Raw genomic sequence first — 23,233 nt, forward strand, 5'->3', positions numbered from 1 at the left:
GCCCGTTAAATAAAAATTTAGCGTTTCCTTTAGTTTTATTGACGAAACATGGCCGCGTGACTACACAAAATTCACATTCACTAAGGAGCGTCACATGGATTGGCTGAACCCACCGGCCCTCGCGGCCGCAATGATCGATGCAGGCACGCGCAAGGCGAACCTGCCCACCAAAACCATTCTGGTCACGGGTATCCTGTCCGGCATGTTGCTGGGCTTCACCACCACCCTGTTCGTCTCGGCGCTGGTCGCCACCGGCAACATCGTGGTCTCGGCCCTGTTCTTCCCGGTCGGTTTCATCCTGATCATCCTGCTTGGCCTTGAACTCTTCACCGGCAACGTCGCCATGATCCCCTACGCCGCGTTCGCGGGCAAAGTCCCGGCTGGCAAGGTCGTCTCGTCGCTCGTTACCGTCTATGTGGCCAATCTGATCGGCAGCCTGATCTATGCCCTCATCTTTGCCGCGATCGACACCAAATTGTTCACCGAGGCGCCCGACCCGATCGGTGCGAAGCTCATCGCCCTGACCGGGTTGAAAACCCTGGCCTATGCCAAGGCCGGCGGTGCGGGCTGGGCTACCGCGTTCCTCAAGGGCATCCTGTGCAACTGGATGGTCAGCCTCGGCTCGGTGATGGGTCTGGTCAGCCGCTCGACCATCGGCAAGATCGTCGCGATGTTCCTGCCGATCATGGCCTTCGTCGCCCAGGGCTTCGAGCACTGCGTGGTCAATATGTTCGTGATTCCCTGCGGCATCATGCTCGGCGCCAAGGTGACCGTCGCACAATGGTGGATGTGGAACGAAATTCCGGTCACGCTCGGCAACATGGTCGGTGCCATCGTCATCACCGCTCTCGGCCTTTACCTCGCGTTCGGCGCCTCCGCCAAGGCCGAACCCGCCTCGGTCGTCATGGCGGCCGAATAAGCCTTCATAGCAGCTTCGCTTCGAACGGCGGCAGATAATCAGGCGCTTCGAACTCGATCACCCACAGATCGGGGTCGAAGCGCATCTGTTTTGCCACATACTCGTCGGCCCGTGCCTCATCGACCGGATCAGGCCCGGTCGCGCGCAGCCACGCCGCCCGGCCCGCGGCATCGCGGGTCTGGCTCAGCGCCACAATCCCCATCCGGCCGCGCAGCAACACCACGACGCCGCCGGCATCGGCATCGCCGCGCCTGATCACCATGCCCGGCCGTCCATCCGACGCGCCGAGCCGCAGCGCCATCTGCACCCAGAGGGCGGCTTTGATTCTGGGCTCAGACATTCGCTGTAGCCTCGCGAGAAGACAGGCAAATTAATGACAGCACTTCTTTTTTGAAAAAAAGAAGCAAAAAACTTTCTGACTCTGGGGCACGGGCGGTTTTGCCGGCACGGGCATAAATTAATGAAGTTTTTTTTGCTTCTTTTTTGTTCACAAAAAAGAAGACCTGCCTCCTCGCTGTACTGCGACTCCACCGTCTCACCACAACACCTTGACCTCTCGACGATCGGCCCGAACTCTGTCCATACTGCAATGAATCGACATCAATCGAAAACGGGGACAACTTCATGCGCTGCATTCGCTCCTTGGCCTGTTGCCTCGCTGTGGCGGCGGGTCTGATCGTGCCGGCCCACCGTGCCAGCGCCGCCCCCGCACTCCAGAAAATCACCTTCGGGCTCGATTGGGTGGCCGAAGCCGAATACGGCGGGTTCTATCAAGCCGTCGCCACCGGCATCTACAGGAAATATGGGCTCGACGTCACCATCCGCCAGGGCGGGCCGGAGGTGAACAACGCCCAGCTGCTCCTGGCCGGCAAGCTCGATTTCGACATCACCTCGAACGGTTTTCTCGCCTTCAATTTCGTTCAGCAGAAAATCCCCTTCGTGGCGGTCGCCGCCATGTTCCAGAGAGACCCGGATATTCTGCTGGCCCATCGCAGCACCGGGGAAACCAGCTTCGCCGCCCTCAAGGGCAAACCCATCGCCATTTCATCGGACACCCGCGCGAGCTGGTGGCTCTACCTTGCCCATAAATACGGCTACAGCGACAGCCAGATCCGCCCCTATGATTTCAACCTCGCCCCGTTCTTTACCAACAAGAACCTCGCGGTGCAGGGCTATCTGACGTCCGAGCCGTTTCTGGTCAAACAGAAAACCGGCCATTACCCCGTCGTGCTGCGGCTCGATAAAGCCGGGTTCGATGGCTATGCCGAGCTGATCGCGACCTCGAAAAAACTGATCGCCACCGACCCCTCGGTGGTGCAGCGCTTCGTTGCCGCCTCCGCCGCCGGCTGGAAATCCTACCTCGATGGCAATCCGGCCCCTGCCTTTGCGCTGATCCGCAAAGCCAATCCCGACATGACGATGCCGCTCCTGAAATTCGGCTACGAGGCGCTGAAACAGCACGGCATCGTCGAGTCCGGCACCGCCAGAACCATGGGCATCGGCGCGATGACCGACGCACGCTGGAAAGGCTTTTATACCCAGATGAGCGCAGCCGGCCTCTATCCCAGGCATTTTGACTATCGCGCCGCGTTCACGCTGCAATTCGTCGACCATAAAACCCCGGTCAAACCTTGAGGCGCCCCGCCTGACATGCTCCGGCTGAACGGCGTCGGCCGACGCTTTGCCAACAACGTCACCGCGCTGGAAAATATCACGACACGGATCGAGCCGGGCGCCTTCGTCGTCCTGCTCGGCCCGTCCGGCTGCGGCAAATCGACCCTGCTGCGGATCCTGGCCGGGCTCGATGCGCCCGATACCGGCAGCCTGACCTGGGATGACCATGCCCCGCCCGGGCCCGGCGACATCGGCTTCGTGTTTCAGGACGCGACGCTGCTGCCCTGGGCGAGTGCCGAAGCCAATGTCTTCCTGCCGCTGCGGCTTGCCGGACAATCGTTTGAGACCGCCCGGCCGGTCGTGCGCGACAGTCTGGCCCGGCTCGGCCTCGCCGGCTTTGAACAGGCCCGACCCGCCGCGCTCTCGGGCGGCATGCGCATGCGCGTCTCGATCGCGCGCGCGCTCGTCTCGCGCCCGAAACTCCTCCTGATGGACGAACCCTTCGCAGCGCTCGATGAATTCACCCGCCACCGCCTGCAGGACGATCTTTACGCCCTGTGGCGGGAAGCCCGCACCACCATCGTGTTCGTGACCCACTCGATCTACGAAGCCGCCTATCTCGCCTCGCGCATCATCGTCATGTCGCCCCGGCCCGGCCGGATCGCCGCCGAACTCACCTGCGGTCTGCCCGATACGAACAACCGCCGGACCGATCCCGCCTATGCCGCGCTCACCACGCAGGTCACTGAAACCCTGCGCGCGGTGATGCCCGCATGACCAGGCTGGAACGCGCTGCCCCGATCGCCTTCGGCGTGCTCGGCCTGCTGCTCTGGCAGGCGGCGGTCGGCCTGATGCACGTGCCGGTCTATGTGCTGCCCGGCCCGATCGCGATCGTCGCGGCCTTCTGGGCGGACCATGCCTCGCTGCTGGTCTCGCTGCTCTCCACTCTTGCCGTCACCGCCGTGGCGCTTTTGGCCGCCGCCAGCCTCGGCATGGTCCTCGCCCTCGCCATGGCGGCCAGCCGCCTCGCCCGCGCCGCCATTCAGCCCTGGGCGGTGGTGCTGCAGGTCACGCCGGTGGTCGCCATTGCGCCGCTGATCATCATCTGGGTCAACCAGCAATTCGCCGCTTTGGTGGTCTGCGCCACCATCGTCGCCTTTTTTCCGGTGCTGTCGAACACCGCCGCCGGCCTCGCCGCCACCCCGCCCGAACTCGCCGACCTGTTCCGCCTCAATGGCGCCACCCGCCGCCAGACCCTGTTCCTGCTCCGCCTGCCCGCCGCCTTGCCCTATTTTCTCGCAGGCCTGCGCATCGCCGGCACGCTGGCCCTGGTCGGCGCCGTCGTCGCCGAATTCGTCGCGAGCTCCGGCGGATTTGCCTCGGGCCTCGCCGGCCGCATCCTCGAATCCGGCTACCGGCTGGAGATCGCCCGCATGTTCGCCGCCCTCACCCTGCTCGCGATCACCGGCATTCTGATCTACGCCGCCCTCGGTGCGTTCGAACGCCTGATCCTGCGGCGGTTCGGCGCGGGGCCGCCCGGCGATGCGGCGTAAGCCATAACTGGTTTGTGCGGACTGAACCGAAGCGAAACCGATGGCGTCGCGGCCCCGTCCTCACCCCGCGACCAGCGCCTGACGGGCGAGGATCACCCCGGCGAGGTAGAGCGAGCCGCAGATCAGCACCCGTTTCGGGACGGTATCGGCCGCGAGCTGGCGCAAGGCGGCGTCGAGCGTGGGGCCGGCGGTCGCGATGCCGCCCGAGGCGGCGATGATCTGCTCGACCGGCAAAGCGAGGTGCTGGCCGGGTTCGGCGATGGCCTGGATGCTGGCGGCATGCGGGGCGACGATGCGCAGAAACTCGGCGCAGTCCTTGGCCTGTTTCATGCCGATGATCAGATGGGTGGGGTCGGGGAAATCGGCGAGGGCTTCGGCGATCGCTTCGGCGCCGCCGGGGTTGTGGGCGCCATCGAGCCACAGGGTCGAGCCGGGCGGCAGCGCATCGAGCAGCGGCGCGCCGAGGCGCTGCATGCGGGCAGGCCATTCGACGCTGCGCATGCCCTCGGCGTAGGCGGCATCGGGGATGGCGATTCCACTGTGGCGGAGTGCCGCGATGGCGATGCCGGCGTTGTCGCGCTGGTGCGCACCGTGCAGCGCGGGTTCGGGCAGGGTGAGGCGGCCGTGCCGGTCGGTGTAGCGCAGCCCCGCTTGCGCCGGTTCGATGGTCCAGTCCCGGCCGCTGGCGGCGAGCGGAACGCCGAGGGATTGCGCCGTGGCCTGGATGACGGCGAAGACATCCGGCCGTTGGCGACCGGTGATGGCGTGGGTGCCGGGCTTGATGATGCCGGATTTTTCATGGGCGATGATCGTATCGGTATCGCCGAGGAATTCGCGGTGATCGAGCGAGATGGCGGTGATGGCGGCGGCGCGCGGCGGCGGGATGACGTTGGTGGCGTCGAATTTGCCGCCGAGCCCGACCTCGATCACCGCAAGATCGGCCGGGGTGGCGGCGAACAGCACGAAGGCGGCGGCGGTGATGGCTTCGAACACCGTGATCGGCGCGGCCGCGTTGACCCGTTCGACCTCGGCGAGGGCGGCATCCAGCGCATCGTCGCTCACCAGCGTGCCGGCCAGGCGGATGCGCTCGTTGAAGCGCACCAGATGCGGCGAGATATAGACATGGGTGCGCAGCCCGGCGGCTTCGGCAATGGCGCGGATGAAGGCGCAGGTGCTGCCCTTGCCGTTGGTGCCGGCGACGTGGATGGTGGGCGGCAGCCGGCGCTCGGGGTGGCCGAGCGCGGCGAGCAGGCGTTCGAGCCGTTCGAGGCGCAGATCGATCAGTTTGGGGTAGAGCGTGTGCAGACGCTCCAGCCGCTGGTCGATCCGCGAGGCGATGGCGCTCACGCCGCGAGCGGTTCCGCCGCCGGGACGTGGAGCAGGCCGAGCAGGCGGCCGAGTGTTGCGGTAAGCTCGCCGCGCGGGGTGACCATGTCGATCATGCCGTGTTCGAGCAGATATTCGGCGCGCTGGAAGCCCTCCGGCAGTTTCTCGCGGATGGTCTCCTCGATCACGCGCGCGCCGGCGAAGCCGATCAGCGCGTTGGGTTCGGCGATCTGGATGTCGCCCAGCATGGCGAAGGAGGCGGTGACGCCGCCGGTGGTGGGGTCGGTGAGGATCACGATATAGGGCAGGCCGGCCTCGCGCACCATTTGCACGGCGATGGTGGTGCGCGGCATCTGCATCAGGCTGATCGGGCCTTCCTGCATCCGCGCGCCGCCCGAAGCGGTGTAGACGATGAGGGCGGCGCGTTGCAGCACGGCGAGGCGGGCGGCGCTGACCAGCGCCTCGCCCATCGCGGCACCCATCGAGCCGCCCATGAAGCGGAAATCCATCGCCATGACGACGGCTTTATGGCCGCCGACGCTGCCGTGGGCGACCAGCACCGCATCGTCCATGCCGGTTTTTTTGCGCGAGTCCGACAGACGATCGGAGTAGCGCTTCTTGTCCTGAAACTTCAGCGGATCGGCCGGGACTTTCGGCAGGTCGATGCGGGTGAAACTGGCATCATCGAAGGTCCAGCCCAGGCGCTCCTGCGCGGTGGCGCGCATGTGATGGCCGCAATGCGGGCAGACTTTCCGCGCGGCTTCGAGCTCGCGGTGGAAGATCATCTGCTGGCATTGCGGACATTGGTGCCAGAGATTGTCCGGCGCTTCCTTGCGCCCCAGCAGGGTGCGGACGCGCGGGCGGACGAATTCGGTGAGCCAGTTCATCGTGGCGCGATCAGAAGATGTCGTTGATGATGCTGTCGCCGATGCCGAACCCGGCGCCCATGGTGATGGCGCGCCCGAAACCCGAGTTCAGGAAGCCGCCGAGGATGCCGCCCTGCTGCTGCGGCGGGTAGCCCTGTTGCGGCGGGTAGCCCTGTGGCGGGTAATTCTGTTGCTGCGGGGCGCCCCAGGGCTGCTGGGTCTGCGGCACCGAGCTCATCGGCGGCGCCTGGTTGGCGACGAAGCCGTGCAGCGCCTGCAGCAGGTTGGCGACCTGATTCTGCTCGGCCTGGATCGCCAGGGCGATCTCTTTCAGATCGAGCATCCATTCCCGCGCATCCGGGTTGCCGGCCTGCGATGCGGCCTGCAATTTGCCCGCCAGGGCCTTGAGGGACTGCACGGTCTGATCGGCCTGACCCTGCAGTTGGGAATACTGGCTGTCGATGGTCTGGATATCCATGATCGCGGCTCCTGGGAGGTTGTCCGTCCTATATAGGCGCTCTCCGGCCGAAAGTCAGGCGGGGCCGAACCCTCATGCGGCCTGACGCGCGCCGGTGCGATAGGCGGCGCAGGCGGCACCGAACGCGGCGAACAGGCGCTGACGGTCCGGCGCGCCCAGCACGTCCCATTCCGGATGCCATTGCACGGCGAGGGCGAAGCCCTTGGCATCCGCGACGCGGACCGCTTCGATCGTGCCGTCCGGCGCGGTCGCTTCGACCACGAGGCGGGGCGCGAGGCGGTCGATCGCCTGGCCGTGCAGCGAATTGACCATGATCGTCTCGCTGCCGCAGATCCGCGCGATACTGCCGGTCAGGCTGACCGGATGGCGGACGGCGTATTGTTCGGCGCGGGTACCGACGCCGCCGCGATGATCGTTGCGGCCGGGTACGGTGTGGACCTGCTGATGCAGCGTGCCGCCGAGCGCGACGTTGAGTTCCTGCAAGCCGCGGCAGATGCCGAATACCGGCATGCCGCGCGCGATGGCGGCGAGCAGCAGGGGCAGGGTTGTCGCATCGCGGTCCGGGTCGTGCGCGTCGGGGGTTTCATCGATGGTCGCGCCGTAGCGCGCGGGCATGACGTTGCTCGGGCTGCCGTTGAACAGGATGCCGTCCAGCCGGTCGAGCACGGCGAGCATGGCTTCGCCTTCCGGCGGGATGAGCAGGGGCACCGCATCGGCCGCGCGCATCAGGGCCTCGCCGTAGCGGGCGGGGGTGGCGTGCTGGTGGTGGTTGTTGATGAGCTTGGTGCAGGCGGGGATGCCGATGATGTTTGTCATGACCCCGGTGTTTATCGGGATGGCGCGCGCCATCCAATCAGATTTTTCTCATGGCTGGGTGTTGTCACGGCGGATTTCGGGGGCGGAACCGGCCGGCGAGCACGGCGAGGGCGGCGCAGCCGAGCATGGTGAACGCCATCGGCCGGGCGGTGCCATCCGCGAAGCCGCCGACCACGGCGCCGGCGATCGCGCCGCCGAGATACTGCCACGTGCCCATCAGCGCGGAGGCCGAGCCGGCATGCGCCTGATGGCGCGACAGGGCGGCCACCATCGTGCTCGGCAGGGCGAACCCATAGCTGGCCTGGCAGACGAACAGGGCGAGCACGAGGGCAACGGCGCCGCTGCCCAGCACCGCTGCCGTGCTCAGGGCGAGCGTGCCGCCGAGCAGCAGGAGGATCGAGGCGCCGATCACCGGCCGCAGGCCGACGCGGGCGACCAGATGCGGGTTCCATTGGTTAAAGCCGATATAAATTGCGGCGTTGGCGCCGAACAGGGCCGCATAGGCGAGCGGCCGCCAGTGGAACTGGCCGATGAACACGCCCGGTGTGCCGGTGAGATAGGCGAACAGCGCGCCGATCGCGAAGGTGCCGGTCAGCGCGTTGGTGAGAAAGGCGCGGTCGGTCGCGATCTGCCCGTAGCGAAGCAGGATCGAGCGGAAGCCGATCAGGCTGCGGCGCGCCGCGGGCAGCGTGTCGGGCAGTTTGAACCAGACCAGGGCGAGTGCGGCAACGCCGTAGGCGGCGGCGATCACGAAAATCCACCGCCAGGACCCGACCGAGACGACGGCGCTGCCGATGATCGGCGCGATGATCGGTGCCACGCCCATGACCAGCATGAGTTTGGAGAACAGCATGGCGGCGGCCGGGCCATCCGCCACGTCGCGCACCATGGCCCGGGGGATGACGACCGAGGCCGAGCCGCCGAACGCGGCGAGCAGGCGGAAGGCGGAAAGCGCGCTCGTATTCCAGGCGAGGGCGCAGCCGAGCGAGGCGAGGGTGTAGAGTGTGAGGCCGAGCAGGATCGGCAGCCGGCGGCCCGCGCGATCCGAGAAGGGGCCCTGCGTCATCTGACCGATCGCAAGACCGGCGAAATAGGCCGCCAGCGTCAGTCCCGGGCCGGCGGGGTCATGGAAATCGCGGGCGATGGTGGGAAAAGCGGGTAGATACATATCGACCGAGACCGGCCCGATCGCGATCAGGAAGCCAAGCAGCAAGGGCAGCCGGCGTGGCGGCGCGGGTGTCGCGACGAGGGTCTGGGGGGCGGACATCGTACCAGTCTAACGGCTTGGTGATCGGGCGTGAACCTGCCCGCAGGTTGACCCAGGCGTGACAGGGCGGATTTTTGTGTTTTGATATCATGACAATAACGAATAAGAAATAAAAAAAGATCTGCCCCGGTGGGGTTCGCTCGATCGTGCCCGCCCTACGCCTGCCGCGCCGGCGCTGCCGGTGGTGGCGTGAAAGCGACAGCCGCGGCGCACGCCGTGCTGTTCGAACGATCGGGGTAGCTCACCCATTTCATGACGATATTGAGGTCCTGGATGATCGTTTCGGCTTCGATTGTCTGCCCGTCGGGGCGTTCGATGCTGGCCGTGGTGTGGCCGTCCTCGATCAGGGTAAGATCATAGCCGCGTTCAAGCGCGCCATAGGCGGTGGCGCGGATGCACCAGTTGGTCGCCGCCCCTGCCAGCACGATATGGGTCACTTCAAGTCTCCGCAGGATTTCGGTCAGCCCGGTTTTCTCGAACGCCGAGTTGAAATGCTTGTCGATCATCGGTTCACCGTCGGCCGGCACCAGCGCGGGGACCAGTTGCCACGCCGGACTCCCCTGGATCAGGTCCTCGTCCGCGTGCCGCACCCAGATGACCGGAACAAGCCGGCTTCGCGCGCGCTCGACGGCCTGGGCGATGTTGCCGATGATCCGATCCGCATCCCAGGCGTCGCGCATGACGCCGATTTGCGCATCAACAACGATCAGAGCGGTTTTGCCTTGTGGTGTTGTCATCGTCATTGTCTCCTCCGGTTTGGCGGGATTGTGGTGATGGGGCCGGCTGATCGGTCAGGCTCATCGGTAACAGAGCGCATGGCGTCCGTCACGCCGCACCGCGTCGGGGTCTGAACGTCGGCACGCCCAGCGTCCGGATGCCCACGGCACCGCCTGAATGCGCAAGGCAAGGCGGACCGATCAATCAGGCAATCTGACAAGGTTAACTTGACAGTTTATCTTACTATATGGCAATCGATCGGCATGAACGACGAACCGAACCATCGCCGAACCGTCACCGCTCCGGCTCTGGCCCAGGATCTTCGCGCGCTGCTCGGCAAGCTGAAACGCCGGTTGCGCGAGCAGGGGCATGCGGGAGACCTCACCCCGTCCCAGGCATCCGTCCTGTTGCGGCTCGAGACGAATGGTCCGGCAACAGCCGCGGCGCTGGCGCGCGCCGAAGGGATGCGTCCGCAATCCATCGGGCCGCTCATTACCGCACTCGAGAGCGCAGGTTTGGTCAGCGGCGCGCCCGACCCCAGGGACGGCAGGCAGACCCTGCTCTCGCTCACCGAGGCCTGCCGCACCTGGGCGCACGCACAGCGCGCCGCAAAACAGGATTGGCTGACCCGCACCATCGAGGCCCGGCTTTCCGCGCAGGAGCAGACCAACCTCGCCGCCTGCCTCGCGCTGCTCAACCGGCTCGTCGATGACTGACGGTGCCCGCCCGGGCGCATGCAATGAACCCGATCTGATTTTGAAAGGATATCCCATGGCGGTCACCACGCTCGACCCGAACACGGCCCTCATCATCGTCGATCTGCAGAAGGGTATCGTCGCCCTACCCGTCGTCCACCCCATCGGTGGCATCATCGAGCGTGCGTGCGCGCTCGCCGCCGCCTTCCGCGCGCACCACCTGCCGGTGGTGCTCGTGAACGTGGCCGGCGGCGCGCCGGGCCGGACGGAACAACCGGCGCAAACCGGACCTCTCCCGGAAGGGTGGACGGATATCATTCCTGATCTGCAACAACAGTCCGGTGACATCCTGATCACGAAGCGAAGCTGGGGTGCATTCGCGCGCACCGATCTCGAAGCGCGCCTGCGGGCGCTGGGCGTCACCCAGGTGGTGATCGCCGGCATCGCGACCGGAACCGGCGTGGAAGCCACCGCGCGTCAGGCCTACGAGCAGGGGTTCAATGTCACTTTGGCCATCGACGCCATGACCGACCGGCGCCGTGAGGCGCATGACCACAGCATCAAGACCGTCTTTCCGCGCCTGGGTGAAACCGGCACCACCCAGGACATCATCGCCCTGCTGTCGGCAAGGAACCCCTGAGCATGGCATGGCCCGACCTGGTGTCCTATGTCTTCGGCGGTGGATTCCTCGCGAACGCGATCCCGCATCTGGTCAGCGGCATGATGGGCAGGGCATTCCAGAGCCCTTTCGCCAAACCGCCGGGACGAGGGCTCTCGTCGTCGACGGTGAATGTCCTGTGGGGTAGCGGCAATATCGTGATCGGGTATCTCCTGATATGCCGCGTCGGTGATTTCCGATTGAGGAGCACGGGCGATGCGCTGGCATGCGGTGCCGGTGCGCTGCTGATCGCCGTCTTCTCCGCCCGGCACTTTGGCCGCCTGCACGGCGGCGATCGGCCGGCGCCTCGATGATGGCGCCGTGGCGCGGCCTTTTCCGATCCCTGCGCCGTTTCAATTATCGGGTCTGGGTCGCCGGCGCTTTCGTCTCCGACATCGGCACCTGGATACAGCGCACCGCCCAGGACTGGCTGGTCTTCGCCCAGCTCACCCATCACGACGCCTCCGCTGTCGGTGTCGTCATGGCGTTGCAATTCGCACCCCAATTGCTGCTGTCGCCCTGGACCGGCTTTGCCGCCGATCATTTCAACCAGCGCAGGCTGCTGATCCTCACCCAGGCCACAATGGGCGCGCTTGCCGTCGCGCTCGGTATCCTGACCGTCGCCGGCGTCGTCCGGCTTTGGCATGTCGACCTTTTTGCCTGCCTGTTCGGCAGCGCGGCCGCGTTCGACGCACCCGTCCGCCAGACCTTCGTCGCCGAACTGGTGGGCGATGAAGACCTGCCCAACGCGGTGGCACTCAACGCGACCTCGTTCAACGCCGCACGCATGATCGGACCCGCCCTCGCCGGCCTGCTCATCACCGCGACCGGCACCGGTTGGGCGTTTCTGATCAATGGCGTTTCCTTCGTCGCGGTGCTGATCTCGCTTGCCTGCCTGCGCGCGGCCGCACTCCGCCCGAACGCCAGGGCACACCGCGCCAAGGGCAGCTTCGCCGAAGGGTTGCGCTATGTATGGGGGCGGCCGGACCTCAAGGCGATGCTCGGCATGCTGTTTCTGATCGGCACATTCGCGCTGAATGTTCCGATCTTCATATCCACCATGGCGGTCAGGGTCTTCCATGCCGGCGCCCGCGGATACGGCCTGCTGTCATCGATCATGGCGATCGGCACGGTGGCCGGGGCATTGCTCGCCGCGGGCCGGCGTCAGGCGCGATTCAGCACCGTGATCCTGGGGGCGGCCCTGCTCGGGACCGGCTGCCTGCTCGCCGCGCTTGCGCCGAACTACTGGCTGTTTGCAGCGGCCCTCGTGATCATCGGTATCGCCGCTCTGACGTTCGCCAACACGACCAACAGCCTGATGCAGCTCTCGACCGCGCCCGCCATGCGCGGGCGTGTCATGGCACTGCGGGTCGGCGTCGCACTGGGGGGCACGCCGATCGGTGCACCGGTCGTCGGCTGGGTGGCGGACCATTGCGGACCACGCTGGTCACTCGCTGTCGGTGCCATTTCGGGTTTCGCCGCGGCGATCCTCGGCGCCTACGCCCTGACGCGCCTGCCGCCGCGATCTTCGGATTGAGATGTCGCCGGGGAGAAACACCCTCGATCAATGCGCGCCGCGAACCACGACCCACCGCGCCGACCACGCCATCCCATGTGCCGGCGGCCGGCGATGATCCGGTTGCAGACGACCCGCCCATGTCACACGATGCCGCTGCCGCGCCACCTCGATCGGGTCGCGCTCTACCCCTGCCGCTCGACCATCAACTGCTTGATCTTGCCGATCGCCTTGGCAGGATTCAGTCCCTTCGGGCAGGTCTGCGTGCAGTTCATGATGGTATGGCAGCGATAGAGCTTGAACGGGTCTTCCAGCGCATCCAGCCGTTTGCCGGTGCTCTCATCCCGCGAATCCGCAATCCAGCGATACGCCGCCATCAGCACAGCCGGCCCAAGGTAACGATCGCCGTTCCACCAGTAGGACGGGCAGGATGTCGTGCAGCAGAAGCACAAAATGCACTCCCACAACCCATCGATATCGGCGCGTTCCTCGATGCTCTGCAGCCGCTCGCCATCCGGCGGGGCGGGGGTCTCGGACTGCAACCACGGCTCGATCGAACGATATTGCGCATAGGCCTGCGTCAAATCGGGTACCAGATCCTTCACCACCGCCATATGCGGCAGCGGGTTGATCCTGACGTCGGCCTTCACCTCGTCGATCGGCTTGAGGCACGCGAGCGTGTTGGTGCCGTCGATGTTCATCGCGCACGACCCGCAGATGCCCTCTCGGCAGGAGCGGCGGAACGTCAGCGTCGGGTCGATCTCGTTCTTGATCTTGATCAGCGCATCCAGCACCATCGGCCCGCACTGATCGAGATCGATTTCGTACGTATCGGTGTGCGGATTGCCGCCATCATCGGGGTTCCAGCGATAGACCTGAAAGTTTTTCACGCGCGTCGCCCCGGGCGCCGCCTTGTGGGTGGTCCCGGCGGTGACGCGGCTGTTCTTCGGAAGGGTCAGTTCGGCCATGATTCGAAACCTCTGATCAGTAAACGCGCTTCTTGGGCGGAAACACCGAGACGTCGTTGGTCATGGTCTGCATCCGCACCGGCCGGTAATCGAGCGAAACCGCACCATCGGGCGAGCAATGCGCCAGGCTGTGCTTCATCCACGCCGCATCGTCACGCTCGGCATAATCGTCATGCGCATGCGCGCCACGGCTTTCGTGCCGCGCCTCGGCCGAGACCATCGTGGTGATCGCGTTGCCCATCAGATTATGCAGCTCGAGTGCTTCCATCAGGTCGGAATTCCAGATCATGCCCCGATCATTGACCGTGATGTCCTTCATGCCGTGCCAGATCGTCGACATCTTATCGACACCCTCCTTGAGGGTCTTCGAATTGCGGAACACCGCAGCGTGGTTCTGCATCGTGCGCTGCATATTGTCGCGCAGCGCCGCCACATTGGTGCCGCCCTTGGCATGACGTGTCGCATCCAGCCGGTCGAGTGACGCTTCGCCCGCCCGCGGCGGCAGATTGGGCTGCGACGCACCGGGGGTGACGATCTTCGCCGCCTGATGCGCCGCCGCCCGGCCGAACACCACCAGGTCGAGCAGCGAATTGGTCCCAAGCCGGTTGGCGCCATGCACCGAAACGCACGCAGCCTCACCCACCGCCATCAGCCCCGGCACCACCGCATCAGGATCGGAGGCGGTCGGGCGCAGCACTTCGGCGCGGAAATTGGTCGGAATTCCGCCCATGTTGTAGTGCACGGTCGGCAGCACCGGAATCGGCGCCTTGGTCACATCGACACCGGCAAACACCCGCGCGGTCTCCGAAATCCCCGGCAGCCGCTCGTGCAACTGCTCGGGCTTGAGCCCCTCGAGATGCAGCAGGATATGATCCTTGTTCGGCCCGCAGCCACGCCCCTCCATGATCTCGATCGTCATTGAGCGCGAAACCACGTCGCGCGAGGCAAGATCCTTCGCGGTCGGCGCGTAGCGCTCCATGAACCGCTCGCCCTCGGCATTTGTCAGATAGCCGCCTTCGCCGCGGGCACCCTCGGTGATCAGGCAGCCGGCCGGGAAAATACCGGTCGGATGGAACTGCACGAACTCCATGTCCTGCATCGAAAGCCCGGCGCGCAACGCCATGCCCCCGCCATCGCCGGTGCAGGTATGCGCCGAGGTGCACGACAGATAGGCCCGGCCGTATCCGCCGGTCGCCAGCACCACCAGCTGCGCGCGGAACCGGTGGATCGTGCCGTCCTCCAAACACCAGGCCATCACGCCACGGCATGCGCCCTCGTCGTCCATGATCAGGTCGGTCGCGAAATACTCGACAAAGAATTCCACATCCTGCTTCAGGCTCTGCTGATACAGCGTGTGCAGAATCGCATGCCCGGTGCGGTCGGCTGCGGCACAGGCGCGCGGCACCGGTGCGGCCCCGAATTCCTTCATGTGCCCGCCGAACGGCCGCTGATAGATCTTGCCGTCCTCGGTGCGGCTGAACGGCACACCGAAATGCTCAAGCTCGTAGATCGCGGGAATCGCCTCGCGGCACATGTATTCGATCGCGTCCTGATCGCCCAGCCAGTCCGAGCCCTTGACGGTGTCATACATATGCCAGCGCCAGTCGTCCGGCTCCATGTTGCCGAGCGCCGCGCCAATGCCGCCCTGCGCCGCCACGGTATGGCTGCGGGTGGGGAACACCTTGGTGATGCACGCGGTTTTCAGCCCCGCCTGACCCATGCCGAGGGTGGCGCGCAGACCGGACCCGCCGGCGCCCACCACCAGCACGTCATAGGTATGATCGATGATGGTGTAAGCCCCGAGCGATGGCTTGGACATGGCATTCATGGTTGTTTACCCTGCAGGATCAGAAAATCAGTTTCAGCACCGAGACCAGCGCGAGCAGGCCGAAGAAAATAACGACTGCGCGCATCGCCAGCACGGCGGTGAGGCGTCTGGCCTCGGAATGGATGTAGTCCTCGATCACGACCTGCAAACCCAGCTGCAAATGATAGAACAGGGCTGCAACCAGCGCGATGAACAACACCCCGTTCCACGGCTCGGCCATATAGCGCAGCATCGCTGCCTGATCCGCCCCTTCGAGCAGAAACACCGAGAGCACGAAATACAGCGACAGCGGCAGCAGCGCCATCGCGGTCAGCCGCTGCGCCCACCAATGCCCGAGGCCCGATTTCGCCGAACCCATGCCGCGCGCCCGCCCGAGCGGCGAGCGCATGATCTTGATCGCCTGGTCGGATCGCGGCGCGCTCACAGGATCACCAGCCCGATGACCCAGAACACCACCGTCAACCCCGCACTCGCAACCAGAACCGCATAGCCGGTCCGGTGCATCGTCGGCAGGTCGAACCCATACCCCGCATCCCACAGCAGATGCCGGATGCCGTTACAGAAATGGTAGAACAGCGCGAGGGTGAAGCCGAACAGGATCAGCATGCCCACGATCGAATCGAGCAGCGATTGTGCAAGCGCGAACGCGCCCGCCGAGGTCGCCGCCGCCGCCAGCCAGAGCGACAGCAGCACCGCCCCGAGTGACAGCGCCACGCCGGTAATCCGATGGAAAATCGACAGAGCCGAGGAAATCTGCGGCTTATAGACCTGCAAATGCGGCGATAACGGTCGCTGGACGAGGGTTCCGGCGGTATTGCGGCCCTGCATCAGGGCCTCACGCACATCTGGCACGACGATCACCATTCGTTGTCGATTGTTGAGAAAACATATCGAAATGCTGCACTTGCTTACTGCCCGAGGTGGTGAGGGTCAACCGCACGTCAATGTCGCAGGGCATGGTTAAGAAAGCGTTTCCTTTTGGCAAAACCACCGCAGAAAACGCCCACGCCCCGCGCCTATCACGTGATCCGATACAAAATCGTCTCGCGCATCGTCCGGCTTTCCAGTTCCGGCGTCGTGGCAATCTCATAGCGGGCGAAGGCCGCGAGACCCTCCCGCGGCACATAGGCGCGCCCCGGGTCCGCGATCCACACCTCGCCGCGCGCCGCACATGCGCGCAGCCAGGGCCAGATATGCCGCGTCATCGGGGCTTCGTAACAGATATCGCCGCACAGGATCAGATCGGCATCCCGCACCGACCCGGTCGCATCGCCGATTTCAACGGCGATCCCCGCCCCGTTCGCCCGCGCGTTCAGCGCCATCGCCGCCCCCGCCATCGGGTCGATCTCGATCGCGGTCACCGCGGCCGCGCCGGCCATCCACGCGGCAATGCCCGCAAGCCCGGACCCGGCGGCGAAATCGATCACCCGTTTGCCCCGCACCAGACCAGGATGATCGAGGCAATGCCGCGCCAGCGCGATCGAGCCCGGCCACGCAAACGCCCAATACGGCGGTGCGATGCCGGTTTCCGCCAGAAACGCCTCGGTCGCCTGCCAGATCGGCGTAATCTCGGTCGCCAGATGCAGCCTGATTTCCGGGATCAGATCCGGTGCCGCAAGGCAGGTCGAGCGGCGGATGAAATCCTCCGGATCGGTCATCGCCCGAGCAGAACGGCAAGCGCCACCAGCAACCCGACCTCGCGGTTCAGCTTGAACAGGGCAAGGCAGCGCACCGGATCATCGATATCGAGCCGCACGATCTGCCAGGCCAGCACCGCCGCCGGTGCCGCGAGCGCAACAACACCCAGCGGGCGCAACCCCGCAACGATGAACGCAACCAGCAGCAGACCGATCGCCCCGCCATAGCACACCATCAAAAACCGCCGCGTGTCAGCGCCGAATTTCAACGCGGTCGATTTGATCCCGGCCATCGCATCATCCTCGCGATCCTGATGCGCATAGATCGTGTCATACCCCAGAATCCACAAAATCGTCCCGGCGTAGAGCGGCAGCACCGGCCAGTCGAGGCTGCCGTGCGCCGCGGCATACCCCATCGGCGCGCCCCACCCGAAGGTGAAACCCAGCATCATCTGCGGCCAGAACGTCACGCGCTTGGCGGCCGGATACAGTGCCACGAGCACCAGCGAGACCACGCCGAGGATCTGCGCCGTCCGATCGAGCAGCAGCAGAATAACCAGCCCCGCCACCAGCAGCCCCACCAGAAACCCCAGCGCCTGCGGCACCGAAAGCGCACCGGACGCCAGCGGCCGCCCCGCCGTGCGCGCGACCAGACGATCCAGCCTGCGGTCCCATAAATCATTCACCGTGCAGCCCGCCGCCCGCATCACAATCGCGCCGATCGCGAACAGCACGATCAGATACAGGCTGAACCACACCCCCGCGCCCGCGAGCAGAATGCTCCACAACCCCGGCAGAAACAGCAGCCAGATGCCGATCGGCCGATCCAGCCGGGCCAGCAGCGCAAACGGCCGCAGCCTGGCGGGCAACCGCGCGATCCAGCCCGTCGGGCGGATATCGGTAAATCCCTGATCTGCTGGTAAAGCGTTCGGCATGGCTTCGATCATCCGCCTTCATGTTCCGCTGAAACTGGCAACCGGTGCGGTGATTGGCACAAATCCGGCCCAGGCGCACTACCTCGGCACGGTCATGCGCCGGCGTGCCGGCGATACCCTCCGCCTCTTCAACGGCGCGGATGGCGAGTTCGATGGCGTGATCGAGCGCATCAACCGCCACGGCGCCGATGTCGCCCTCGGCGCCCGAACCCGCGCCCCCGCGCCGGAGCCCGATTGCTGGCTCGCCTTCGCCCCGGTCAAGCGCGACGCGACCGATCTGATCGTCGAAAAAGCCACCGAGCTCGGCGCCGCCGCGCTCCACCCGGTGATTACCGCCCGCAGCCAGACCGCACGCATCAACCGCGAGCGGCTCACCGCCATCGCCACCGAAGCCGCCGAGCAGTGCGAGCGCCTGCACGTACCCCCGGTGTCCGAACCGCGCGACCTCGCGCAGTTCCTCGCCGATTTCCCGTCCGGTCGCCGCCTGTTCGTCGCCGCCGAACGCAGCACCGCGCCGCCGCTGGTCGCGCTGCCGCATTTGCAACCCCACGCCCTGCTGGTCGGCCCCGAAGGCGGGTTTGCACCGGCGGAACTTGACGGCATGGTGCGGCATGGGTTTGTTACGCTGGTTTCGCTCGGGCCGCGCATTCTGCGCGCCGAGACCGCCGCCATTGCCGGACTTGCGCGCCTGCTCGCCGCACCGGATCAGGGTTGAGATCGTGCAGAGTTGAGATCAGGAGACGTGCTTGTCTAACCCCGGAGAGGCCGACGCGACGGCAATTACCCAAACCAGCCAGCTTGCCGCCTGGTTCGCGGCCGGCTGCAAACCCGCGTCCGAATTTCGGATCGGCACCGAACACGAAAGCTTCGGCTTCACCCTGAACGGCCAGCACCCGCCCCGCTACGAGGGCGGCATCCGCGAATTGCTCGACATGATCGGCGCCGATGAAGGGCTGAAACCCATCCTCGATCGCGGCAACCCGATCGGCCTGACCGGGCCGAATTTCTCGATCTCGCTGGAGCCGGGCGGCCAGTTCGAGCTGTCCGGCGGCATCGTCGCCTCGCTGCACGAAACCAAGGCCGAGATCGATGCGCATATCGCGCGCATCCACCGCGTCGCCCCCAAACTCGGCCTCGGCTTCGCACCGCTCGGCTTTCACCCGACCGGCACCCGCGCCGATTTCGACTGGATGCCGAAAGGCCGCTACGCCATCATGCGCGCCTACATGCCCCGCGTCGGCACCCGCGGCTTCGACATGATGCTGCGCACCTGCACGGTGCAGGCCAATCTCGATTTCGCCTCCGAAGCCGACATGGTCCGCAAGATGCGGGTCGGCTACGCCCTGCAACCGCTCGCGACCGCCCTGTTCGCCAACGGCCCGTTCCGCGAAGGCAAGCCCGACGGCATGCTGTCGAACCGCGCCTACACCTGGCTCGATACCGACAACGCACGGTCCGGCATTCCCCGCGCGGTGTTCGAGGACGGGTTCGGCTTCGAGCGCTACGCCGACTATCTGCTCGATGTGCCGATGTATTTCGTCTACCGCGACGGGCGCTACATCGACGTCTCCGGCCGCTCCTTCCGCGATTTCATGGCGGGCCGGCTCGCCGGGTTCGAGGGCCAGACCCCCACGATCGGCGATTTCGCCGATCACGCGACCACCGCATTCCCCGATGTCCGGCTCAAACGCTTCATCGAAACCCGCGGCGCGGACAGCGGCAACCCCGCCATGCTGCTGGCCCAGCCGGCCTTCTGGGCCGGCCTGTTCTACGACGATGCCGCCCTCGAAGCCGCCTGCGAACTGATCCGCGACATCGACTACGACACGCTGATCACGCTGCGCAACGCAGTGCCGCGCGCCGGCCTCGACATCAAACTCGGCAAAGGCACGCTGCGCGACCTCGGGCGCGACGCGGTCGCCATCGCCGCCGAAGGCCTGCGGGCGCGCGCGCAATTCAACGCGGCCGGCGAGGACGAACGCATCTACCTCGCCCCTCTGCAGGCCATCACCGAAGGCGAACCGACCCAGGCGGAGTACTGGCTGGGCCGCTATCACGGCGCCTGGCACGGCGACGTCAGCCGCATTTTTGCCGAGGCGGCGTTGTAAAGCGAAACGCTTCTTTTTCTTGAAGAAAAGAAGCAAAAACACGTCAATCCCCTCGAACTGCGCCCGCAGAACCGCCCGTAGGCCAAATTAAAAGAAGTTTTTTGCGTCTTTTTTCCAAAAAAAAAGAAGCGCTTTCCTCCGTTTTTCCGGCTGCGTGTCTGCCTGACCCGATAATTTCCTTGGTCCATTGCGCGAATATCCGTATTGTCCGCAGCGCATGGATCAGGCGGTCGCTCAGCATCGAACCGAGCCGGCAGCGGCGCATGCCGCGTCCCTTTGGCTCGGCTTCACGGTCCGGGGCCTGATCGTCCGCCTGCTGATCACGCTCGTCACGATCGTGGCGGTGACCGTGCAATTGGGCATGTCCAACCGGCAACTGCCGTTCCATTTCGATCCCAAATCCACCTATGGACTCGTCACCCCGCGCGCCGGCGTCGCACTCCCGGCCGGGCTGCAACCGGGCGTCCACGTTGCCTTTGCCGATCAGACGCTGGCGACGCGCGCCGTGCTGATGGCCCCGGAGGTGACGGGCACCCAAGCCTATCCGCTGGTGATCCACCACGCCGGCGAGCCACAGACGATTATGGTCAGAACCATCAGGCAGCCAAGCGAAGGCCCGTTCCTCTTCGTGATCAATCTGTTTAGCATCATGGCCATCCTCGTCCTGGGCCTCGCCGCACTCTGGCGCGGTCGAGACTGGTCGGCCTGGGGCCTGGCCGCCTTCTCACTATCGGTGTTGATCGGCAGCGCCCTCGGCCAGGCGCCGCTGCCACCTTTTTTCAACCTTGTTGCCGCCTTCGTCGAGGTGGTGTTCACCGGGCCAATGACCTTTATCGGTCTCTATTTGTCGTCGCGCGCCCTGACGGCACGAGCCAGTGCGCGACAGCAGCGCGGTCTCTGGATCTATGGCGCCATGGCGCTGACCATGGTCTGTTGCGAATACTCCCCAATCCCGATGGTGCTGTTCGCGCACCGAATCAGCGGCACCGCCGCGCTGAACCTGCTGGGCGGCAGCCTCGCCGCGCTCATGCTCGTGGTGCCGCTGGTCACGCTCGCATCGGGCTATCGCGGTGCCCCGCCGGAGCAGCGTCTGCGTATCCGCTGGGTCTTTACCGGCACGTTCCTGCTGATCCCGCAGCTTGCAACCAGTTTCCTGGAGGCGCTCTGGCTGACCAAGGGCTCCGAGGCCTCGGTGCTGGTTGCCGCCTTCCGTGCGGTGCTGACCGCAGTGATCTTCGGGACCTATGCCTTCGCCGTGCTGGCAACCCGCCTGGTCGAGGTCCGCATCGCGGTCAACCGCGCCGTCGTCTTCACCGCGCTGATGGGTCTCGTCGTCGGCCTGCTCGCCCTGGTCGAAAGCCTGATCGAGAACAGCGCCCTGCATGGCCGTGCCGGTCTCGCCCTCGAAGTCGCCGCCCCGCTGATCCTCGGCATCGCCTTCGACCAGTTGCAACGACGGATCGAACAGATCGTGGACCGCGTCTTCTTCCGCCGCGAACACCACGCCCGCAAAACCCTGCATGAATTCGTTCGCGACGCCGGCTTCATCGAACAGGCCGATGTGCTGGTCGCCCGGATGGTCACGATGTTCAGCCAGCACGCCGGCGGCAGCGGCGCGGTGCTCTACGAAACGCGCGCCACGATGTTCGAGCGCTCGGCCCAGCACGGCCAGCGCTGGCCGGACGCGATCGATGGCGATGACCCCGCTTTGGTCCGCCTTCGCGCGACCCTGGCGCCGCTCGATCTGCAAGGCGTCGAAACCGCGCTGGGCGCCGATGGCCTCGCCCTGCCGCTCGCCCTGCGCGGCCGGCTGTTCGGCGTTCTGGTCTGCGGCCCGCGCAGCGCGGGGCGTTATGCCCAGGCCGAGATGGCCGAACTGAACCAGGCAGCGCGGGAGGTCGGCGCGTCGCTGTTCGCCCTGCGCGCCCGGGCGAACGAGGCGCTGGTCGAACGGCTCGCCCTCGGACAGGTCGCCCCGCACGATGCAACGATCGAGGCCAGACAGCTCACCGGCCTGACCTCCTAACCGCCGGGCGTTCGTTCGGTCCGGTTTGGAACACAGACCATCCCGCCGACCACATCGACGACCGCGCGGCACAGCGCCCGCAGCTGACCCGGCCCGATGGTCAGCGCCGGCGTCAGATAAACGATATCCCGGAATGGCCGCACCCAGACACCGTGCCGGATGAACGCGGCGCGCAAGGCCCCCGGATCATCGATCCGCGCGAGCTGCACCACGCCGATCGCGCCCATCACCCGCACATCCACCACCCCCGGCAGCGCCCGGCACGGCGCGAGCCCGGTGCGCAACCCCGCCTCGATCGCGGCGGCCTGCGCCAGCCTCGGTTCGGTCTCGAACAGGTCGAGCGAGGCATTGGCGGCGGCACACCCGAGCGGATTGGCCATGAACGTGGGGCCGTGCATCAGCGCATGGCCAGGATTGTCCGATAAAAACGCCTCGAACAGCCCATCGGCCACAATCGTCGCCGCCAGCGGCGAGGTCCCGCCGGTCAGCGCCTTCGACAGCGTGATGATATCGGGCACCACCCCTGCCTGCTGCCAGGCGAACAGTGTCCCGGTGCGCCCGAACCCGGTGAAAATCTCATCGAATATCAAGGTCAGCCCGTAATGATCGGCGGTCGCCCGCAAATGGCGCAGCGTCGCGGCATCGTTGAACACCATGCCGCCCGCCCCCTGCACCAGCGGCTCGACGATGATCCCGGCCAGCGTCCCCGCATGCTCCTCAACTATAAGGTCGAACGTCACGCGCGACGCCGCATCCCGCGGCAACGGCGCGATCACCTGCGCGGCCAGCATCCCGGCAAACAGCGCGTGCATCCCTTCCTCAGGATCGCAGATCGCCATGGTCGCAAACGTGTCGCCATGATAGCCGCCGTGAAACGCAACGAATTTCGTCCGGTTGCGCGCCCCCCGGTTAAGCCGCGCCTGCACCGCGATCTTCATCGCGACCTCGACCGCGACCGAACCGGAATCGGTGAAGAACACCCGGTTCAACCCGTCCGGCAGCAACCCCGCCAGCCGCGCGGCAAGCCGATAGGCCGGCTCATGCGCCAGCCCGCCGAACATCACATGCGGCATCGCCTCGAGCTGGGCCGCCACCGCCGCGCGGATGTGCGGATGGTTATAGCCGTGGCAGGCGGTCCACCAGGACGCGATGCCATCGATCAGGATGCGCCCATCCGCAAGCTCGATGTCGCTGCCGCTGGTCCGCACCACCGGCATCGGCAGCGGTGCCGTCCGCATCTGGGCATAGGGCAGCCAGACGTGGTTCCACCCCGTCGTCAGCCAGTCGGGATCATTCCCATCCATGC

The 23,233-nt window shown here is 65.9% G+C and carries 26 protein-coding genes; 11 read left to right on the forward strand and 15 right to left on the reverse strand.

The genetic code is table 11. The annotated features are described in order from the left end of the window. Window positions 1-94: 94 nt before the first annotated feature. The gene (locus AruPA_RS15570; protein WP_265637686.1) at window positions 95-919 is read left to right on the forward strand and encodes a formate/nitrite transporter family protein; all 825 of its coding nucleotides are present in this window, start codon (window positions 95-97) and stop codon (window positions 917-919) included. Window positions 920-923: 4 nt separating this feature from the next. On the opposite strand, the gene AruPA_RS15575 is transcribed toward AruPA_RS15570, so the two are convergent. Then, window positions 924-1,259, reverse strand: a complete 336-nt coding sequence (locus AruPA_RS15575) for a DUF1491 family protein (RefSeq protein ID WP_265637687.1) — start codon at window positions 1,257-1,259, stop codon at window positions 924-926. Further along, window positions 1,252-1,545: a hypothetical protein gene (locus AruPA_RS15580; RefSeq protein ID WP_265637688.1), complete on the reverse strand. Its 294-nt coding sequence runs from the start codon at window positions 1,543-1,545 to the stop codon at window positions 1,252-1,254. Before AruPA_RS15580 ends, AruPA_RS15575 begins: the two co-directional genes overlap by 8 nt. On the opposite strand from AruPA_RS15580, the gene AruPA_RS15585 reads away from it, so the two are divergent. From AruPA_RS15585 to AruPA_RS15595, 3 genes are read left to right on the forward strand one after another with little or no spacing between them, the layout of a single operon-like run. Continuing rightward, the gene (locus AruPA_RS15585; protein WP_265637689.1) at window positions 1,544-2,554 is read left to right on the forward strand and encodes an ABC transporter substrate-binding protein; all 1,011 of its coding nucleotides are present in this window, start codon (window positions 1,544-1,546) and stop codon (window positions 2,552-2,554) included. The genes AruPA_RS15580 and AruPA_RS15585 overlap by 2 nt on opposite strands. A gap of 15 nt (window positions 2,555-2,569) precedes the next feature. Further along, complete coding sequence (locus AruPA_RS15590) at window positions 2,570-3,310, forward strand: ABC transporter ATP-binding protein (RefSeq protein WP_265637690.1); 741 nt, start codon at window positions 2,570-2,572, stop codon at window positions 3,308-3,310. Further along, window positions 3,307-4,086 (forward strand): ABC transporter permease, encoded by a 780-nt coding sequence (locus AruPA_RS15595; RefSeq protein WP_265637691.1) that lies wholly within the window; start codon window positions 3,307-3,309, stop codon window positions 4,084-4,086. Before AruPA_RS15590 ends, AruPA_RS15595 begins: the two co-directional genes overlap by 4 nt. Window positions 4,087-4,146: 60 nt before the next feature. Here the strand turns inward: AruPA_RS15595 and AruPA_RS15600 are convergent, their stop codons facing one another. The 6 genes from AruPA_RS15600 to AruPA_RS15625 form a co-directional block, all read right to left on the reverse strand. Next, complete coding sequence (locus tag AruPA_RS15600) at window positions 4,147-5,433, reverse strand: folylpolyglutamate synthase/dihydrofolate synthase family protein (protein ID WP_265637692.1); 1,287 nt, start codon at window positions 5,431-5,433, stop codon at window positions 4,147-4,149. After that, complete coding sequence (gene accD / locus AruPA_RS15605) at window positions 5,430-6,299, reverse strand: acetyl-CoA carboxylase, carboxyltransferase subunit beta (RefSeq protein WP_265637693.1); 870 nt, start codon at window positions 6,297-6,299, stop codon at window positions 5,430-5,432. Before accD ends, AruPA_RS15600 begins: the two co-directional genes overlap by 4 nt. A gap of 10 nt (window positions 6,300-6,309) precedes the next feature. Next, window positions 6,310-6,756 carry a hypothetical protein gene (locus tag AruPA_RS15610; protein ID WP_265637694.1) on the reverse strand — a complete coding sequence of 149 codons (447 nt, stop codon included), beginning with the start codon at window positions 6,754-6,756 and terminating at the stop codon, window positions 6,310-6,312. Between the two features lie 72 nt (window positions 6,757-6,828). Beyond that, the gene (locus tag AruPA_RS15615; protein ID WP_265637695.1) at window positions 6,829-7,572 is read right to left on the reverse strand and encodes a gamma-glutamyl-gamma-aminobutyrate hydrolase family protein; all 744 of its coding nucleotides are present in this window, start codon (window positions 7,570-7,572) and stop codon (window positions 6,829-6,831) included. A 64-nt stretch (window positions 7,573-7,636) separates the two neighbouring features. Continuing rightward, window positions 7,637-8,839 (reverse strand): multidrug effflux MFS transporter, encoded by a 1,203-nt coding sequence (locus AruPA_RS15620; protein WP_265637696.1) that lies wholly within the window; start codon window positions 8,837-8,839, stop codon window positions 7,637-7,639. Window positions 8,840-8,994: 155 nt separating this feature from the next. Further along, a complete protein-coding gene (locus AruPA_RS15625) occupies window positions 8,995-9,576 on the reverse strand; it encodes a cysteine hydrolase family protein (protein ID WP_265637697.1) in 582 nt (193 codons plus the stop codon). 243 nt (window positions 9,577-9,819) lie between these two features. Between AruPA_RS15625 and AruPA_RS15630 the strand changes: the two genes are divergently transcribed. The 4 genes from AruPA_RS15630 to AruPA_RS15645 are packed head-to-tail and all read left to right on the forward strand — an operon-like array spanning window position 9,820 to window position 12,446. Beyond that, window positions 9,820-10,272, forward strand: coding sequence for a MarR family winged helix-turn-helix transcriptional regulator (locus AruPA_RS15630; protein ID WP_265637698.1), 453 nt, complete (start codon window positions 9,820-9,822; stop codon window positions 10,270-10,272). 55 nt (window positions 10,273-10,327) lie between these two features. Then, complete coding sequence (locus tag AruPA_RS15635) at window positions 10,328-10,891, forward strand: isochorismatase family protein (protein WP_265637699.1); 564 nt, start codon at window positions 10,328-10,330, stop codon at window positions 10,889-10,891. Window positions 10,892-10,893: 2 nt separating this feature from the next. Beyond that, complete coding sequence (locus tag AruPA_RS15640) at window positions 10,894-11,223, forward strand: hypothetical protein (RefSeq protein WP_265637700.1); 330 nt, start codon at window positions 10,894-10,896, stop codon at window positions 11,221-11,223. Then, window positions 11,220-12,446, forward strand: a complete 1,227-nt coding sequence (locus tag AruPA_RS15645) for an MFS transporter (protein ID WP_265637701.1) — start codon at window positions 11,220-11,222, stop codon at window positions 12,444-12,446. Before AruPA_RS15640 ends, AruPA_RS15645 begins: the two co-directional genes overlap by 4 nt. A gap of 164 nt (window positions 12,447-12,610) precedes the next feature. Here the strand turns inward: AruPA_RS15645 and AruPA_RS15650 are convergent, their stop codons facing one another. From AruPA_RS15650 to ubiA, 6 genes are all read right to left on the reverse strand, one after another. Next, on the reverse strand, window positions 12,611-13,393 hold the full coding sequence (locus tag AruPA_RS15650) for a succinate dehydrogenase iron-sulfur subunit (protein WP_265637702.1): 783 nt from the start codon (window positions 13,391-13,393) through the stop codon (window positions 12,611-12,613). A gap of 16 nt (window positions 13,394-13,409) precedes the next feature. Continuing rightward, on the reverse strand, window positions 13,410-15,221 hold the full coding sequence (gene sdhA / locus AruPA_RS15655) for a succinate dehydrogenase flavoprotein subunit (RefSeq protein ID WP_265637703.1): 1,812 nt from the start codon (window positions 15,219-15,221) through the stop codon (window positions 13,410-13,412). A gap of 19 nt (window positions 15,222-15,240) precedes the next feature. After that, window positions 15,241-15,609: a succinate dehydrogenase, hydrophobic membrane anchor protein gene (gene sdhD, locus AruPA_RS15660; RefSeq protein WP_265637757.1), complete on the reverse strand. Its 369-nt coding sequence runs from the start codon at window positions 15,607-15,609 to the stop codon at window positions 15,241-15,243. A gap of 32 nt (window positions 15,610-15,641) precedes the next feature. Further along, window positions 15,642-16,085, reverse strand: a complete 444-nt coding sequence (gene sdhC, locus AruPA_RS15665; RefSeq protein ID WP_265637704.1) for a succinate dehydrogenase, cytochrome b556 subunit — start codon at window positions 16,083-16,085, stop codon at window positions 15,642-15,644. 155 nt (window positions 16,086-16,240) lie between these two features. Then, a complete protein-coding gene (locus AruPA_RS15670) occupies window positions 16,241-16,879 on the reverse strand; it encodes a methyltransferase (RefSeq protein ID WP_265637705.1) in 639 nt (212 codons plus the stop codon). Then, window positions 16,876-17,793: a 4-hydroxybenzoate octaprenyltransferase gene (gene ubiA / locus AruPA_RS15675; RefSeq protein WP_265637706.1), complete on the reverse strand. Its 918-nt coding sequence runs from the start codon at window positions 17,791-17,793 to the stop codon at window positions 16,876-16,878. Before ubiA ends, AruPA_RS15670 begins: the two co-directional genes overlap by 4 nt. Here ubiA and AruPA_RS15680 point away from each other — a divergent pair. From AruPA_RS15680 to AruPA_RS15690, 3 genes are all read left to right on the forward strand, one after another. Continuing rightward, a complete protein-coding gene (locus AruPA_RS15680) occupies window positions 17,792-18,508 on the forward strand; it encodes a 16S rRNA (uracil(1498)-N(3))-methyltransferase (protein WP_265637707.1) in 717 nt (238 codons plus the stop codon). The genes ubiA and AruPA_RS15680 overlap by 2 nt on opposite strands. A 31-nt stretch (window positions 18,509-18,539) precedes the next feature. Beyond that, window positions 18,540-19,901 carry a glutamate--cysteine ligase gene (locus AruPA_RS15685; protein ID WP_265637708.1) on the forward strand — a complete coding sequence of 454 codons (1,362 nt, stop codon included), beginning with the start codon at window positions 18,540-18,542 and terminating at the stop codon, window positions 19,899-19,901. Between the two features lie 217 nt (window positions 19,902-20,118). Continuing rightward, window positions 20,119-21,927 (forward strand): hypothetical protein, encoded by a 1,809-nt coding sequence (locus tag AruPA_RS15690; protein WP_265637709.1) that lies wholly within the window; start codon window positions 20,119-20,121, stop codon window positions 21,925-21,927. Here the strand turns inward: AruPA_RS15690 and AruPA_RS15695 are convergent. After that, complete coding sequence (locus AruPA_RS15695) at window positions 21,924-23,231, reverse strand: adenosylmethionine--8-amino-7-oxononanoate transaminase (protein WP_265637710.1); 1,308 nt, start codon at window positions 23,229-23,231, stop codon at window positions 21,924-21,926. The genes AruPA_RS15690 and AruPA_RS15695 overlap by 4 nt on opposite strands. Window positions 23,232-23,233: the final 2 nt, after the last annotated feature.

Source organism: Acidiphilium sp. PA, from assembly GCF_026191915.1.
In the GTDB taxonomy this organism is placed as follows: domain Bacteria; phylum Pseudomonadota; class Alphaproteobacteria; order Acetobacterales; family Acetobacteraceae; genus Acidiphilium.